The following is a 15,623-nucleotide window of genomic DNA, read 5'->3' as shown; positions in this document are numbered from 1 at the left end:
CGGACGGACGGGCGTGGGGATACGGGCGTGTGCGGGTGCCCGGGGTGTACGGGCGTGCCTGCCCGGGTGCGTACGGAGGTGCCGCCTGGGGCGCCTTGCCGTACGGGGAGGCCGGCGGGGGCGTAAAGGAAGCACGGGCGGCGCGTCACGCCGGGGCCCCTTCGGGGGAGGCGTGCAGGACGAGGTCGAGGACCTTGTGCTCGGTCAGTTCGGCGGCCGGCGCCTCGTGGACTACCTGACCCTCGCGCAGCACGAGGACGCGGTCGGCGAGGCCGAGCACCTCGGGGACCTCGCTGGAGACGAGCAGGACGGCGAGCCCGTCGTCGGCGAGCCGGCGCACCACGGCGTACAGCTCGGCGCGGGCGCCGACGTCGACGCCGCGCGTGGGCTCGTCCAGCAGCAGCACCTTGCAGCCGCGCAGCAGCCAGCGGGCGAGCACGGCCTTCTGCTGGTTGCCGCCGGAGAGGGTGCGGACGGGCACGGACGGGTTGTCGGGCCGCAGCGACAGGGCGCGGATCGCGTCGTGCGCGGCCTCGCGCTCGCGGCGCCGGTCGAGCCAACCCCCGTAGGAGAAGCGGGACATGGAGGAGACGGAGACGTTGCGGGTGACGGACTCCAGCATGAGCAGGGCCTGCGCCTTGCGTTCCTCGGGGGCGAGGCCGAGCCCGGCGCGGATGGCGGCGCGGACGCTTCCGGGGCGCAACGCGGCGCCGTCCACGGTGATCTGACCGGACGTCGGCTTACGGGCGCCGTAGATCGTCTCCAGGATCTCGGAGCGGCCGGAGCCGACGAGCCCCGCGAGCCCGACGATCTCGCCGGGCCGCAGCTCCAGGTCGAGCGGCGCGAACTCCCCCGCACGCGCGAGGCCGCGCACCTCCAACACCGGTCGCCGGTCGGCGCGTTCATCGGTGAGCGGGGGCCGGTCGGGGAAGACGTACTCGACGTTGCGTCCGGTCATCAGGGCGACGACCTCGCGCGTCGGGGTGTCCTTGGCGGGGAGTCCGCCCGCGACCGCGCGCCCGTCCTTGAGGACGGTGACGCGGTCGCCGATGCGGCGGATCTCCTCCAGGCGGTGCGAGATGTAGACGACGGCGACCCCGTCGGCGGTGAGGTCGGCGACGATCCGAAAGAGGTTGTCGACCTCGTCGGGGTCGAGGGCGGCGGACGGCTCGTCCATGACGATGAGGCGTACGTCGTGGGAGAGCGCGCGGGCCATCGACACGATCTGCTGCCCGGCGGCGGACAGGTCGCCCACGAGGGTGGCGGGGTCGATCCCGCCATGGCCGAGACGTTTCAGCAGGGCGCGGGCGGCGTCCCGCGCGTCCTTGCCGCGTACGACGAAGCCGCCGGCGGTCGGTTCATGGCCGAGGAAGATGTTCTCGGCGACCGACATGCCCTCCACCAGGTCGAGTTCCTGGTAGATGGTGGCGATGCCGAGGCGCATCGCGGCGATGGGCGAGCGCAGGACGACCTGCTCGCCGCGCCAGGTGATGGCGCCCTCGTCGGGCTGGTGGGCGCCGGCGAGGACCTTGATCAGCGTGGACTTGCCCGCGCCGTTCTGGCCGAGCAGGCAGTGCACCTCCCCCGCCGCCACCTCCAGGTCGACGCCGTCGAGGGCGCGGACTCCGGGGAACGACTTGGTGATGCCGGACATGGTGAGCAGCGGTGCGGGTGAGGCCGAAGGTGCCATGGCGGGTCCCCTAGCAGCGGGTGCGGGCCGGTTTCAGGGCAGGGCGGAGCGTGAGGCGGGCACGGTGCGGTGCCCGGCAGGGCGGGGTTCGGTGTGTGCGGGGCGCGGTTCGGGCGGGCGCGGAGCCGGGGCGGGGGGGGTGCGCGCTGTCGTGCGTCGGGGCGTGCGGGGGTAGGGAGCCGGCGGTGCCGGGTGCGAGGTGCCGGGTGCGCGGGTGTGTCGGGGCGGGGGTACGTCGGTATGTCGGTGCGTGGATACGTGGGTATGTCGATACAGCGGTGCGTGGTGCGTCGGTGCGTGGGTGCCGGTGGGACGGAACCGGCGTACGGGAAGAGGGCTACAGGGAGCGGGCTACGGGGTCAGGGCGTACGGGTGCCGTGGTGCGGGCGTGACCAGGAGCTTGCGGTGGTGCGGCGGCGCGGGGCGCGGGCGCCCTACGCCGGGGAGAACAGGTGGTCGCTGATGAGCCGGGCGCCGCCGATGACTCCGGCGGCGGGCCCCAGCTCGCCGAGGACGATGGGGAGGTTGCCGGTCGCCAGCGGCAGGGACTGGCGGTAGACCTGGGTGCGCAGGGCGGCCAGCAAAGTGTGGCCGAGTCCGGTGACGCCGCCGCCGATGACGACGAGCCCCGGGTTGAAGAAGCTGACGAGGGAGGCGATGACCTGCCCGGTGCGGTTGCCGCCCTCGCGGATCAGGTCGAGGGAGGTCGGGTCGCCGGCGGTCGCGGCGACGGCCACGTCCGACGCGGTGAGCCGGCCGGTCGCGTCGAGGCGTGACGCCAGCTCCGGCGAGCGGCCGTCGCGGGCGGCCTCCTCGGCGTCGCGGGCGAGTGCCGCGCCGCTGAAGTACGCCTCCAGGCAGCCCCTGTTGCCACACGCGCAGGGGCGGCCGTCCGGCTCGACCTGGATATGGCCGATGTCGCCCGCGGAGCCGGTGGTGCCGCGGTAGACGTCACCGCCGACGACGATGCCGCAGCCGATGCCGGTGCCGATCTTGACGCAGAGGAAGTCGCGGGCCTGGCGGGCCACTCCCGCGTGCTGCTCGCCCATCGCCATCAGGTTCACGTCGTTGTCGACCATGACCGGGCAGCCCAGCTCCTGGCTGAGCGCCTCGCGGACGGGGAAGCCGTCCCACCCGGGCATGATCGGCGGGGCGACGGGCACGCCCTCGGGGAAGCGGACCGGGCCGGGCACGCCGATGCCCGCCCCGTCGAACCCCTCGGCGAGCCCGGACGCCTTCAACTTGGCGGCCATGGCGAGGACTTGCTCGAAGATGGCGACCGGGCCCTCACGGACGTCCATGGGCTGGGTGATGTGCCCGAGGACCTCCAACTCGGCGTTGGTGACGGCGACGTCGACCGAGGTCGCGCCGATGTCCACGCCGAGGAACCGGAGTTCGGGGGCGAGCCGGATGTTGTGGGAGCGGCGGCCGCCGCGCGAGGCGGCGAGTCCGTCGGCGACCACGAGTCCGGTCTCCAGGAGCCGGTCCACCTCGACGGCCAGCTTCGACCGGGAGAGGTCGACCTGATCGCCGAGCTGGGCGCGGGAGTTGGGCCCGCCGTCACGCAGCAGTCGCAGCAGCCGCGCCTGGTGCGCGTTCGCGGGTCGAGCCGTCATGCGTCTCACGTGCCCCTCCCCGCCTCTTCGGGCTCCGGTCGTCGTGCTTTCGATGGGGAACGTAGCAGCGGCCGCCGGGTGTGGGAAGAAGTTGCGCAGGAATTACCCTCGACTTTTTCCCCTCACAGGACAAAGGCCGTCGCGCGAACCCTCGTATCGAGGACGACCCCCGTATCGAGGACCACCCCCGTATCGAGGACGACGGCCCGATCAGGGGACGCGGACGACCTGGCCCGCGTAGGAGAGGTTGCCGCCGAAGCCGAAGAGGAGCGCGGGGGCGCCGCTGACGAGTTCGCCGCGCTCGATGAGCTTGGACAGGGCCATCGGCACGCTCGCCGCCGAGGTGTTGCCGGAGTGGACGACGTCCTTGGCGACGACCGCGTTGACCGCGCCGATCTTCTCGGCGAGCGGCTCGATGATCCGCAGGTTGGCCTGGTGCAGCACGACGGCCGCGAGGTCGGCGGGGGTCAGTCCGGCGCGTTCGCAGGCGGCGCGGGCGAGCGGCGGGAGCTGCCGGGTGGCCCAGCGGTAGACGGACTGGCCCTCCTGCGCGAAGCGCGCGGGCTCGCCCTCGATGCGCACGGCGTTGCCCATCTCAGGGACGGAGCCCCAAAGGACCGGGCCGATGCCGCTCTCCTCGCCGTCGGCGCACCGCTCGACGACGACGGCTCCGGCGCCGTCCCCGACGAGGACGCAGGTGGAGCGGTCGCTCCAGTCGGTGACGGCGGACATCTTGTCGGCGCCGACGACGAGGGCGCGGGTGGCGGCCCCGGCGCGCAGGGTGTGGTCGGCGGTGGCGAGGGCGTGCGTGAACCCGGCACAGACCACGTTCAGGTCGAGGGCGGCCGGCGCGGGGACGCCCAGGCGGTGGGCGACGCGGGCGGCGGTGTTCGGGGAGCGGTCGACGGCCGTGGAGGTGGCGACGATCACGAGGTCCACGGCGTCCGGGGTGAGGCCGGCGGCGGCGAGGGCCTTGGCGGCGGCGTGCGCGGCCAGCTCGTCGACGGGCTCGTCGGGGCCCGCGATGTGGCGGGTGCGGATGCCGACGCGGGAGCGGATCCACTCGTCGCTGGTGTCGACCATGCCGGCGAGGTCCTCGTTGGTGAGGACGCCTGCGGGCTGGTAGTGGCCGACGCCGGTGATGCGCGAACCGTTCATGGGGCCCCCTCGGGTGAGCTGCGAATCATCAGTGTGCGCAGCGAGTGGCGCGTACGAGGTGACGGACAGCTACAGGATCCGGGCGCGGCTCTTGGAGAGTTCCGAGTATTCCGCCAGGTCAGGCGGTGAACGCCCGAACGCCCGCGCGACCGGCGTCACGTCCGCCGTCCGGCCCCGCCTCCCCGCGCCTCCCCCCGCACCGGCCGCCGTCCGCCCAGGTCGCCGCACCGCCCGTGACCCGCCCGGTGACCCCGCGCCGCCGCGCCCCACCCCCCGTACAGGACAATGAAATGGCCCGAGGTCGCCGCCGTTCACGGGAAGTCGGCGGCTCGCGGCGCATTCCGTAACAAGGGCCGCATCGGCTGCCAGGACGTACAGAACCGGGACTGATCAGGACATGGGACGAGTCACGGAACGGCGCAAGGTCATCCGGATCAGGGACGGGCACGTCTCCGTACGGCCGGACACGCTGGTGGCCGAGGAGCCCCTGGAGATCCGGCTGAACGGCAAGCCGCTCGCCATCACCATGCGCACCCCGGGCGACGACTTCGCGCTGGCGGCCGGGTTCCTCGTCAGCGAGAGCGTGCTCGGCTCCGGCGCCGACCTCCAGAACATCGTGTACTGCGCGGGCGCCACCGAGGACGGCTCGAACACGTACAACGTCGTGGACGTGCGCACCGCGCCCGGCGTGGAACTGCCCGACATCACGCTGGAGCGGAACGTCTACACGACCTCCTCGTGCGGGCTGTGCGGCAAGGCCAGCCTGGACGCGGTGCGCACGACGGCCCGCCACCCGATCGCGGACCGGCCCCCGGTGCGCCTCTCCCCCGAGCTGCTGGCCTCGCTGCCGGACCGGTTGCGCGAGTCGCAGCGGGTGTTCGACCGGACGGGCGGGCTGCACGCGGCGGCGCTGTTCGACGAGGACGGCACCCTGCTCGAGATAAGGGAGGACGTGGGCCGGCACAACGCGGTGGACAAGCTGGTCGGGCGGGCCCTCCAGGACGACCGGCTGCCGCTGTCGCGGGCGGTGCTGCTCGTCTCGGGCCGCGCCTCGTTCGAGCTGGCGCAGAAGGCCGTCATGGCGGGCATCCCGGTCCTCGCGGCGGTCTCGGCGCCCTCGTCGCTGGCGGTGGACCTCGCGGCGGAGACCGGCCTGACCCTGGTCGGCTTCCTGCGCGGCGCGTCCATGAACGTCTACGCGGGCGAGCAGCGGGTGATCACGGATACGAGGGAGCCGGCCTCCCAGGACTGACGGGTACGAGGGTGCCGGCCCTCAGACGTACGGGTACGAGCGTGTCGGCCTCCCAGGACTGACGGGTACGAGCGTGCCGGTCCCCGGGACGGACCGGTCGGCCCGCGCTCAGGGCGACGCCGGTGCCGCCGACCGCCGGGAAGGCCCCGCGTCCCCGTCCCGCTCGTCGGCCAGGTCCGCCGCGCGGGCCTCCGGGTCGCGGGAGCGGCGCTTGGCGATGACCGCGCAGACCATGAGCTGCATCTGGTGGAACAGCATCAGGGGCAGCACGGCGAGCGAGGCGTGGGCGCCGAACAGGACGCTCGCCATCGGCAGCCCCGACGCCAGGGACTTCTTGGACCCGGCGAACTGGATGGCGACGCGGTCCGCGCGGGAGAAGCCGAGCGCCTTGGAGCCGTACCAGGTGACCGCGAGCAGCACGGCGAGCAGCACCGCCTCCACGCCGAGCAGCCCGGCCAGCCGTACGGCGCTGACCTGGTGCCAGATGCCCTCGACCATGCCCTCGCTGAACGCCGTGTAGACGACGAGGAGGATCGAGCCGCGGTCCACGTACCCGAGGACCTTCTTGTGGCGGGCGATGAACCCGCCGATCCAGCGCCTCAGCAGTTGCCCCGCGAGGAACGGCACGAGGAGCTGGAGCACGATCTTCACCAGGGAGTCCGCGGAGAAGCCGCCCCCGCTGTTGCCGAGGAGGAGCGCCGCGAGCACCGGCGTCAGGACGATGCCGGCGAGGGAGGAGAAGGACCCCGCGCAGATCGCCGCCGGCACGTTGCCCCGGGCGATGGAGGTGAACGCGATGGACGACTGGATCGTGGACGGCACCAGCGTGAGGAAGAGGAAGCCCTCGTACAGGTTGCGCGGCAGCAGCACCGGCACCAGGCCGCGCGCGGCGAGCCCGAGCAGCGGGAAGAGGACGAACGTGCAGGCCAGCACGGTCAGATGGAGGCGCCAGTGGCGCAGCCCGTCCATCGCCTCACGGGTGGACAGGCGGGCCCCGTAGAGGAAGAAGAGGAAGGCGACGGCGGCGGTCGAGGCGCCGGACGCCACGTCGGCCGCGGTGCCGCGCGCGGGCAGGAGCGCGGCCAGGCCCACGGTGGCGATCAGCGCCAGGATGTAGGGGTCGGCCGGTATCCAGGACGGCAGGCTGGGGCGCTTCATCGGTTCCTGGTTCCTAGCTCTCGGGTCTTGTCGTGCCGTCTTCCATGGTGGACGCGATCATCGTCATCGGGAATCCCGTATACCGCTCTGACTGTCATCGCGCTCCGTGATGACCGACCTTAGGGCCTGATCCGAAGGACAGGCCCTAAGGTCGGAGCATGTACGACCCCGGGCAGTTGCGGACGTTCCTCGCGGTGGCGCAGACGCTGAGCTTCACGCAGGCGGCGCGGCGCCTCGGGCTGCGGCAGTCCACGGTGAGCCAGCATGTGCGGCGCCTGGAGGACGCGGCCGGCCGGACCCTGTTCGCGCGGGACACGCACGGGGTGGAGCTGACGGAGGACGGCGAGGCGATGCTCGGGTTCGCCCGGCGCATCCTCGACGTCCACGAGCAGGCGGCCGCGTTCTTCACGGGGACGCGGCTGCGCGGGCGGCTGCGGTTCGGGGCGTCGGAGGACTTCGTGCTGACGCGGCTGCCGGAGATCCTGGAGTCGTTCCGCGCCGAGCACCCCGAGGTCGATCTGGAGCTGACGGTGGAGCTGTCGGGGACGCTGCACGAACTGCTCGACGCCGGTGAGCTGGACCTCGTCCTCGCCAAGCGGCGCCCGCAGGACCCGGGCGGGGAGTCGGTGTGGCACGACCGGCTGGTGTGGATCGGCTCGGAGCGGCTGCGGATCGACCCGGAGCGGCCGGTCCCGCTGATCGTCTACCCGCCGCCGGGGATCTCGCGGGCGCAGGCGATGGCGGCGCTGGAGCGGCACGGGCGGGCCTGGCGGATCGCGTGCACGAGCGGTTCGCTGAACGGGCTGATCGCGGCGGCGCGGGCGGGCCTCGGCGTGATGGCGCACTCGCGCGGGCTGATCCCGCCGGGGCTCGTGCGGGTGCCGGAGCGGGCGGGGCTGCCGCAGCTCGGCGAGGTGGACTTCGTCGTACGGCAGGCGCAGGACCGGCCGCGAGAGGCGCAGGAGCCGGCGCGGGCGCTCGCGGCGGCGATCCTGGCGGGCGGCGACCGTCTGCACCGATGAGCGGACCCGCGGACCCCGCGGCTGGTACGGTCACCCCCGCGCACCGTTGCGGAACCGACCGCTCCGCCCAAAAGGCCGGGCGGTGGCCCCTCGTGACCCCGTCGTACAGATTCGGTGGAGAGGGGCGGGAAACGGTGAAGAGGGCCGGGAGATTACGGCACCGAAACTTACTCATCCGTAAGAATTCTGTCCCGCGCCTTCCGTTGTGGCCGGATTTCTGCGGCTGACCTGTGGGTATGACGCCCGCTTCGCGCCCTTTGACGCCCCTCCCGCGGGGCCGCCCGGTCGGGTACCGTCACCGACGCTGCGGAGCGCCACAAGGAGCAACTTTGCGCGAGTTCACCCACCCCCCTCTGGCGTCGGCGCCGCCGGTGGGCGGCCTGGCCGACGCCGTCTTCGACCACGCCCAGGACGACCCCGGCCACATCGCCTTCGGGCGCAAGGACGCCGAGGGCCGCTGGCAGGACGTCACCTCGGCCGCGTTCAGGGACGAGGTGCTCGCCCTCGCCAAGGGGCTGCTCGCCCAGGGCATCCGGTTCGGCGACCGCGTGGCGATCATGTCGCGCACCCGCTACGAGTGGACCCTGTTCGACTTCGCGCTGTGGACCATCGGCGCGCAGGTCGTGCCGGTCTATCCGACCTCCTCGGCCGAGCAGGTCTTCTGGATGCTCTACGACGCCCAGGTCTCGGCAGCGGTCGTGGAGCACGAGGACCACGCGATGACGATCGCCACCGTCATCGGGCGGCTGCCGCATCTGCACCGGCTGTGGCAGCTCGACGGCGGCGCCGTGGCCGAACTGACCGCGTCCGGCACGCACGTGGACGACGAGACCGTGCACCGCCACCGCCGCGCGGTCACCCCGGAGTCGGTCGCCACCGTCATCTACACGTCGGGCACGACCGGCCGCCCCAAGGGCTGCGTGATCTCGCACGGCAACTTCATGTTCGAGGCGGACACGGTCGTCGAGCGGTACGAGACGGTCTTCTCGACCAAGCGGGACCGGGTGCCGTCCACCCTGCTCTTCCTGCCGCTCGCGCACGTCTTCGGGCGGATGGTGGAGGTCGCCGCGGTCCGCGCCGGCGTGAAGCTCGGCCACCAGCCGCAGTTGAACGCGGCGGCGCTGCTCCCCGACCTCCAGGCGTTCAAGCCGACGTTCATCCTGGCGGTGCCGTACATCTTCGAGAAGGTGTTCAACGCGGCGCGGCGCAAGGCGGAGAAGGAGGGGAAGGCCGGCCCCTTCGAGAAGGCCGTCGACTGCGCGGTCAAGTACGCGGACGCGCAGGAGGCGAGAGCCTTCGGCACCGGGCCCGGCCCCTCGGCGTCGCTGCGCGTGCAGCACTCCCTGTTCGACAAGCTCGTGTACGCGAAGGTCCGCGAGGCGATGGGCGGCCGGGTGCGGTACGCGATGTCGGGCGGGTCGGGGATGGACCGGCGGCTCGGGCTGTTCTTCGCGGGCGCGGGCGTCACGATCTACGAGGGGTACGGACTGACCGAGTCGACGGCCGCCGCGACCGCGAACCCGCCGGAGCAGACCCGCTTCGGCACGGTCGGCAAGTCGATCCCCGGCACGACCGTGCACATCGCGGAGGACGGCGAGGTCTGGCTGCACGGCGGCAACGTCTTCCAGGGCTATCTCAACGACCCGAAGGCCACCGACGCGGCCCTGCACGACGGCTGGCTCGCCACCGGCGACCTCGGCGCGCTCGACGCCGACGGCTATCTGACGATCACCGGCCGCAAGAAGGAGATCCTCGTGACCTCCGGCGGCAAGAGCGTGTCGCCGCAGCAGCTCGAGGAGCGGGTCCGCGACCATCCGCTGGTCGCCCAGTGCATCGTCGTCGGCAACGACCGGCCCTACATCGCCGCGCTCGTCACCCTCGACTCCGAGGCCGTCGAGCACTGGCTCGGCATGCGCGGCAAGCAGCTCATGACCCCCTCCGACCTCGTGCGCGACCCGGATCTGGAGACGGAGGTCCGGCGCGCGGTCGTCGCCGCCAACACCCTGGTCTCGCAGGCGGAGTCGATCCGCACCTTCCGCATCCTGGCCCATCAGTTCACCGAGGAGCACGGCCTGCTCACGCCGTCCCTCAAGCTCAAGCGCAAGGCCATCGAGACGGTGTACGCGGCCGAGGTCGACGCCCTCTACCAGGGCTGACCGGCGCCCGGCGGGTCGGTGCGGGCACACATGACGGTCCGATCCTGCGCACAGGATTCACATACGTGACTGGCATGCTGGAGTGCGGTGCTCGTGGAATGCGGGCGGACCCGTGATCGTTGACCATGGGAGTACCGAGCAGGACCGGGCATCGCCCGATGACCAGACGACGTAAGGACCGACACCTCGTGAGCAAGGTTCCCCCGATCATCCTGAACAACGGCGTCGAGATGCCGCAGCTCGGCTTCGGCGTGTGGCAGGTGCCGGACGACGAGGCAGAGAAGGCGGTGGCGGCGGCCCTGGAGGCCGGGTACCGCAGCATCGACACGGCGGCGATCTACGGCAACGAGGAGGGCACCGGCAAGGCCGTCGCGGCCTCCGGCATCCCCCGCGCGGAGCTGTTCGTCACCACGAAGCTGTGGAACGCGGACCAGGGCCACGACGCGACGCTGCGCGCCTTCGACACGTCGCTCGACAAGCTCGGCCTCGACTACGTGGACCTGTACCTCATGCACTGGCCGCTGCCGTCCAAGGACCTGTACGTGGAGACGTACAAGGCGATGGAGAAGCTGTACGAGGAAGGCCGCGCCCGGGCCATCGGTGTCTCCAACTTCCTTCCGGAGCACCTGGACCGGCTGACCGAGCACACCTCCGTCATCCCCGCCGTCAACCAGATCGAGCTGCACCCGCACCTCCAGCAGCACGCCTCCCGCGAGAAGCACGCGGAGCTGGGCATCGCCACGGAGGCGTGGTCGCCGCTCGGCCAGGGCAAGGGCATCCTGGAGGTCCCGGCCATCGTCGCCATCGCCCAGAAGCACGGCCGCACCCCGGCGCAGGTCGTCCTGCGCTGGCACGTGCAGCAGGGCAACGTGGTGATCCCGAAGTCCGTGACGCCCTCGCGGATCCGGGAGAACATCGACGTGTACGGCTTCGAACTGGACGCCGAGGACCTCGGCGCGATCAGCGCGCTCAACGAGGACCGGCGGCTCGGCCCGGACCCGGCCACGTTCGACGTCGCCTGACGCCACCCGCGCCCCTCACGCCCGTGCCTCACCCGTACGGGCGAAGCCGCCGGCCCGGACCTTCACACAGGTCCGGGCCGGCGGCGTTCCCGGGGCGGTGCCGCCCGGGGTGACCGTGCTACGCGGGCCGGTGCGCCACGTGGACGGTGTGGCCCGTCAGCAGGAACAGGTCGGAGCGCCGGTGCAGGCTCTCCGGATCGGCCGGGTCGAGCAGCCGGTCCAGCGTGGCCAGGTCGTCGGCGTCGAGGCCCTCGGCGAGACCCTCGCGGCGTCGCGTCCACAGCTCGACGACCAGCTCACGGGCGGTCGGCGCGAGCGGCGCGGGCAGGTCGAGCAGGAACGTACGGTTCGTCGCGCCGCTCAGGCCGGCGTCCGCGAGCAGCCGCGTCCAGTTCTCCGTGTCCTTCCGCGTGCCGGGCAGGGACTCGCGCATTCCGGCGAACCAGTCCTCCTCCAGCGCGTCGGCCCGCGCCTGGAGCCCGGGCCGGCCGATGCCGAAGTCACGCGGCAGGCTGCGCCAGGGCAGGCCGCCCTCGACGAGCGCGAGGGTGCCGCCGGGGGCGAGGCGCCCGGCGAGCCCGGCGACGGCCGCCGCCTGGTCTCCTACGTGGTGCAGGGAGCGCGCCGCCCAGACGAGATCCGCCTCCGGCAACTTGTCCGCGTCCTGCGGGAGTTCGGCGCGCAGCGTCTCGAAGCGGTCGGCGATGCCCGCCTTCTCCGCCTGTCCGGCGGCGCGGGCGAGCAGGGTCTCCTCCGGGTCCGCGGCGACGACCCGTGCCATCGGGAACGCCGTCGCCAGGTGGCGGGAGACCGCGCCGGGGCCCGCGCCCGCGTCCACGATGAGGTCCGTGCCGGCGGGGCGGGACTGGCGCAGCCAGTCCAGGGCCTGGGTGTACAGGGGCGTGTAGACCTCCGCGTTCCGCTCCAGGTGGGGGATCATCGTCGCCCAGTCCAGATCGCCGTGGTCGTGCCCGTGCGCGTGCCCGTGCTGGTGATGGCCGTGTGCCATGACTGAGATCGCCGCCCTTCGTTCCTGCAACCGGAGTCCCTCCAGAGTGCGGCCCCCTCCCACAGGGGGCAACTAACTTTGCCGTTCAAGCAAACCCCCTTAGGGGCGCGGGGAACTGCGCGAGAAGCCCCACCAGGGCTGCACCCGAGGCACAACGATCACGCACCCGGCGCTGGGTGCCGCCTTGCCCACCCGTGCCGCCCCAGGCGGCAGACTGCCCAAGGCGGCGGGCGCCTGAGAAGTGCCGGCGCTGATCGCCCCCTCAGGGGCGCGGGGAACTGCGCGACCAGCCACGACGAAACCCGCACCCGGCGACAACGCCTGGGGCTCCGCCCCGGACTCCGCTCCTCAATCGCCGGAGGGGCTGGGAGTTGGCGGCGAGGCCAGCCCGCCAGGACCCAGCGCCGGAGGCCGGGAGTCGGCGCTGAGGCCAGCCCCCTCAGGGGCGCGGGGAACTGCGCGACCAGCCACGACGAAACCCGCACCCGGCGGCCAGCCGCCCCGCGCTTGACCTCGCGTGCGCTCCAACGCGTTGAATCGCTGCCCTCAGCCCGACGCACCTCAGCCGTCGAGCACGACGAGGGAGCCCCCATGCGATATCGCACCATCGGCACCGACCCGGCCACCCGCCGCGAGGTCAGCGCACTGAGCCTCGGCGCCATGCTGTTCGGCACGGCGACGGACGAGGCGACGGCGTTCGCACTGCTGGACCGGTACGTGGCGGCGGGCGGCACGTTCATCGACACGTCCGACAACTACGCGTACTGGCACACCGGCAGCGTCGGCGGCGAGAGCGAACGCGTCCTCGGCGCCTGGCGGCGCAGCCGGGGCGTCACCGACGAGGTGGTGATCGCCACCAAGGTCGGCGCCGCCCCGCGCTCCCCCGGCACCGGCTTCGTCGACAACGCGGAGGGCCTGTCGGCGGCGGCGATCCGGGCCGCGGTGGCCGGCAGCGCGGAGCGGCTCGGCGTGGCGAAGCTCGACCTGCTGTACGCGCACATCCCGGACCCGGCCGTCGAACTCGCCGAGACGGTAAGGGCGTTCGGAGCGCTCGTGGCCGAGGGGACGGTCGGTCTGCTCGGCGTCTCGAACCACTGGGCGTGGCAGGTGGAGCGGGCGCGGGCGCTGGCCAGGGCCGAGGGCATCGCGGGGTACGAGGTGCTCCAGTACCAGCACAGTTATCTGCGGCACCGCACGGATCTGCGCAGCGCGCTGTCCCCGGACGGGGAGCTGGGCACGGTCGAGGGCAATCTGCTGAGCATGGTGCGGGCGGAGCCGGACCTCGCGCTGGTGGCGTACTCGCCGCTGCTCGCGGGCGCCTACGTCCGCGCCGACAAGCCGCTGGGCCCGGGCCACGACCACGGCAGCCGTGCGGCACGGCTCGCGGCGCTGCGGGACGTGGCGAAGTCGGCGGGGGCCACGGTCAACCAGGTGGTGCTCGCCTGGCTGATGGGCGCGGACGTCCCCGCGATCCCGCTGGTCGGCGCGTCGTCGCCGGCCCAGCTCGACGAGAGCCTCGCAGCCGTCGACCTGGAGCTGACCCCCGAGGAGCGCCACCGTCTGGACACGGCCTGACCCCACGCCCGCTCACAACCGGTAGGCGCGGACCTCGTACGTGGGATCGGGGCGCCGCTCGTCAGGGTCGGGCAGGGCGTCGAGGCGGGTCGCCAGCGCCTCGCCGCCCGTCGCGTACACGCGGCCCTGACGCACGTCCCCGGCGAGCCGGTGCGGGCTGCGGCCCTGGCCGTACCCGGTGAACCGGGTCAGTCCGGCGGGCCGCATGCCGTGCGCCGCGGCGAGCGCGGTGATCCGGTCGGCGGCGTCCGTGACGGGCTCGACGGCGAAGGGGGCGACGAGGGCGCACAGGTCGCTGCCGACGAGGTGCGCGGCGTTCTTGTCGACGGTCGTCACGAGGACCCCGCCGGGGCGCAGCACCCGTGCCGCCTCCGCGACGACCGGCGCCGCGTCGTCCACCAGGTGCAGCAGCCAGATCGCCGTCACCGCGTCGAACGTGCCGGAGCGGAACGGCAGCCGCCGCGCGTCGGCGCGTGCCACGGCGCCGCCCAGGCGGTCGGCGGCGGCGCGGAGCATGCCGGGCGCGAGATCGACGCCGAACGCGCGTACGCCGGCGCCGCGCAGACGCCGGGTCACAAGCCCGGTGCCGCAGGCGAGGTCCAGCAGGGTCCGGGTGCCGGGCGGCAGCAGTGCGCGTACGGCGTCGGCGGCGGCCCGCGCCCGGGGCTCACCGCCGCGCGTCGTGTCGTACCGGGCGGCTTCCTCGTCGTAGTCGAGCACACCCGGAACCTTAGAGGCTGTCAGCTCGCCAGGTGGGCGGGGGCCAGTTCCTCCACGCGGCGGGCGAGGGCGAGGTCCTTGCCGGTGACGGCGCCGCCCGCGTCGTGGGAGTGCACGGCGAGGGTCACCGTGTTGTAGCCGAGGGTCAGTTCGGAGTGGTGGTCCATCTCCTCCTGGGTCTGCGCGATGTGCACGACCAGCGCGGTCGCCGCGAAGTGCGAGGCCAGCCGGTAGGTGCGGGTGATGCGGTCGCCGTCGAGGGACCAGCCGGGCAGCTCCGCGAGGCCGGCCTCGATGTCGGTGCGGGAAAGGGGTTCACTGGACATGCCCCCAGCGTGCCACCGGAGCCGGGATACCGTCGTGCCATGACGACTGTGGCGCGCGAGAACACGTCGGAAGTGGGCCGTCTGCTGCGCGGCTGGCGGGAGCGGCGGAAGGTCAGCCAGCTCGAACTGGCGCTGCGGGCCGACTCCTCGGCCCGGCACATCAGCTTCGTGGAGACGGGCCGCTCCCGCCCCAGCGAGGAACTGGTCCTGCGGCTCGCGGACCGTCTCGACGTGCCGATGCGGGAGCGCAACGCCCTGCTGCTGGCCGCCGGATACGCGCCGCGCTATCCGCAGACCCCGCTGGACGACCCGGCGCTGGCCGTGCTGCGCGAGGGCCTGGAGCAGTTGCTGCGCGGCTTCGAGCCGTATCCCGCGCTGATCGTGGACGCGGCCTACGACGTGGTCGCCGCCAACCGGGGCATCGCCCTGCTGATCGGCTCGGTGCCCGAGGAACTGCTGGCCGGGGGCCGGATGAACACCATGCGGCTCACCCTGCACCCCAGGGGCCTCGCGCCGCGCATCCGCAATCTCGCCGAGTGGCGGGCGCATCTGCTGGCCCAGATGGAGCGCCAGCTCGCCCTGGTGCGCTCGCGTGAGCTGCGGGAGCTGTACGAGGAGGTCGCCGCGTACCCGGCACCTGACCCGGCGCCGGACGCGACGGGCGGTCAGGACCCGGGCGGTCAGGACCCGGGCGGGCCGGTGACGTCGTGGTGCTTCGCGCTGCCGATGGTGATCGAGCACGAGGGGCACGTGCTGTCGTTCGTGTCGTCGATATCGACGTTCAACACACCGATGGACGTGACGGTCGCCGAGCTGGCCGTGGAGACGCTGCTCCCGGCGGACCCGGCGACCGCGAAGTACCTGCGCTCGGCCCTCGGCTGACAAGAAGCCGCTCCCCGCTGCCCCGCGCCCCCTCCGA

13 protein-coding genes are annotated in these 15,623 nt (G+C 73.1%); 6 read left to right on the top strand and 7 right to left on the bottom strand.

Annotated elements, in window-relative coordinates; translation table 11 throughout:
- Nucleotides 1-145 precede the first annotated feature (145 nt).
- The 3 genes from ACZ7LY_RS17080 to ACZ7LY_RS17070 all read right to left on the bottom strand — a co-directional run bounded on the left by ACZ7LY_RS17080 (nucleotide 146) and on the right by ACZ7LY_RS17070 (nucleotide 4,464).
- Nucleotides 146-1,654, bottom strand: a complete 1,509-nt coding sequence (locus ACZ7LY_RS17080) for a sugar ABC transporter ATP-binding protein (protein WP_471625546.1) — start codon at nucleotides 1,652-1,654, stop codon at nucleotides 146-148.
- Between the two features lie 470 nt (nucleotides 1,655-2,124).
- On the bottom strand, nucleotides 2,125-3,306 hold the full coding sequence (locus ACZ7LY_RS17075) for an ROK family transcriptional regulator (RefSeq protein WP_471625394.1): 1,182 nt from the start codon (nucleotides 3,304-3,306) through the stop codon (nucleotides 2,125-2,127).
- Nucleotides 3,307-3,516: 210 nt separating this feature from the next.
- Nucleotides 3,517-4,464 (bottom strand): beta-ketoacyl-ACP synthase III, encoded by a 948-nt coding sequence (locus tag ACZ7LY_RS17070; protein WP_471625393.1) that lies wholly within the window; start codon nucleotides 4,462-4,464, stop codon nucleotides 3,517-3,519.
- Between the two features lie 397 nt (nucleotides 4,465-4,861).
- On the opposite strand from ACZ7LY_RS17070, the gene fdhD reads away from it, so the two are divergent.
- Nucleotides 4,862-5,716 (top strand): formate dehydrogenase accessory sulfurtransferase FdhD, encoded by an 855-nt coding sequence (fdhD, locus tag ACZ7LY_RS17065; RefSeq protein ID WP_471625392.1) that lies wholly within the window; start codon nucleotides 4,862-4,864, stop codon nucleotides 5,714-5,716.
- 108 nt (nucleotides 5,717-5,824) lie between these two features.
- On the opposite strand, the gene ACZ7LY_RS17060 is transcribed toward fdhD, so the two are convergent.
- Complete coding sequence (locus ACZ7LY_RS17060; protein ID WP_471625391.1) at nucleotides 5,825-6,874, bottom strand: bile acid:sodium symporter family protein; 1,050 nt, start codon at nucleotides 6,872-6,874, stop codon at nucleotides 5,825-5,827.
- 158 nt (nucleotides 6,875-7,032) lie between these two features.
- Here ACZ7LY_RS17060 and ACZ7LY_RS17055 point away from each other — a divergent pair, with 158 nt between their 5' ends.
- The 3 genes from ACZ7LY_RS17055 (at nucleotide 7,033) to ACZ7LY_RS17045 (ending at nucleotide 11,074) form a co-directional block, all read left to right on the top strand.
- Complete coding sequence (locus tag ACZ7LY_RS17055; RefSeq protein ID WP_471625390.1) at nucleotides 7,033-7,896, top strand: LysR substrate-binding domain-containing protein; 864 nt, start codon at nucleotides 7,033-7,035, stop codon at nucleotides 7,894-7,896.
- A 329-nt stretch (nucleotides 7,897-8,225) separates the two neighbouring features.
- Complete coding sequence (locus ACZ7LY_RS17050; protein ID WP_471625389.1) at nucleotides 8,226-10,052, top strand: AMP-dependent synthetase/ligase; 1,827 nt, start codon at nucleotides 8,226-8,228, stop codon at nucleotides 10,050-10,052.
- Between the two features lie 230 nt (nucleotides 10,053-10,282).
- Complete coding sequence (locus ACZ7LY_RS17045) at nucleotides 10,283-11,074, top strand: aldo/keto reductase (protein WP_471625545.1); 792 nt, start codon at nucleotides 10,283-10,285, stop codon at nucleotides 11,072-11,074.
- Between the two features lie 118 nt (nucleotides 11,075-11,192).
- Here the strand turns inward: ACZ7LY_RS17045 and ACZ7LY_RS17040 are convergent, their stop codons facing one another.
- Nucleotides 11,193-12,083 carry a class I SAM-dependent methyltransferase gene (locus tag ACZ7LY_RS17040; RefSeq protein ID WP_471625388.1) on the bottom strand — a complete coding sequence of 297 codons (891 nt, stop codon included), beginning with the start codon at nucleotides 12,081-12,083 and terminating at the stop codon, nucleotides 11,193-11,195.
- 591 nt (nucleotides 12,084-12,674) lie between these two features.
- Here ACZ7LY_RS17040 and ACZ7LY_RS17035 point away from each other — a divergent pair.
- A complete protein-coding gene (locus tag ACZ7LY_RS17035; protein ID WP_471625387.1) occupies nucleotides 12,675-13,658 on the top strand; it encodes an aldo/keto reductase in 984 nt (327 codons plus the stop codon).
- 12 nt (nucleotides 13,659-13,670) lie between these two features.
- Here the strand turns inward: ACZ7LY_RS17035 and ACZ7LY_RS17030 are convergent, their stop codons facing one another.
- Both ACZ7LY_RS17030 and ACZ7LY_RS17025 read right to left on the bottom strand, forming a co-directional pair.
- A complete protein-coding gene (locus ACZ7LY_RS17030) occupies nucleotides 13,671-14,378 on the bottom strand; it encodes a class I SAM-dependent methyltransferase (RefSeq protein WP_471625386.1) in 708 nt (235 codons plus the stop codon).
- 20 nt (nucleotides 14,379-14,398) lie between these two features.
- Entirely contained in the window at nucleotides 14,399-14,704 is a 306-nt protein-coding gene (locus tag ACZ7LY_RS17025) for a 4a-hydroxytetrahydrobiopterin dehydratase (protein ID WP_471625385.1), read from the bottom strand.
- 39 nt (nucleotides 14,705-14,743) lie between these two features.
- Between ACZ7LY_RS17025 and ACZ7LY_RS17020 the strand changes: the two genes are divergently transcribed.
- The gene (locus tag ACZ7LY_RS17020; RefSeq protein ID WP_471625384.1) at nucleotides 14,744-15,586 is read left to right on the top strand and encodes a helix-turn-helix domain-containing protein; all 843 of its coding nucleotides are present in this window, start codon (nucleotides 14,744-14,746) and stop codon (nucleotides 15,584-15,586) included.
- Nucleotides 15,587-15,623 lie beyond the last annotated feature (37 nt).

Source organism: Streptomyces sp. NPDC107550, assembly GCF_055639095.1.
Note: the sequence above shows the minus strand (reverse complement) of the source record. Positions and strands in the feature narration are given on the sequence as shown.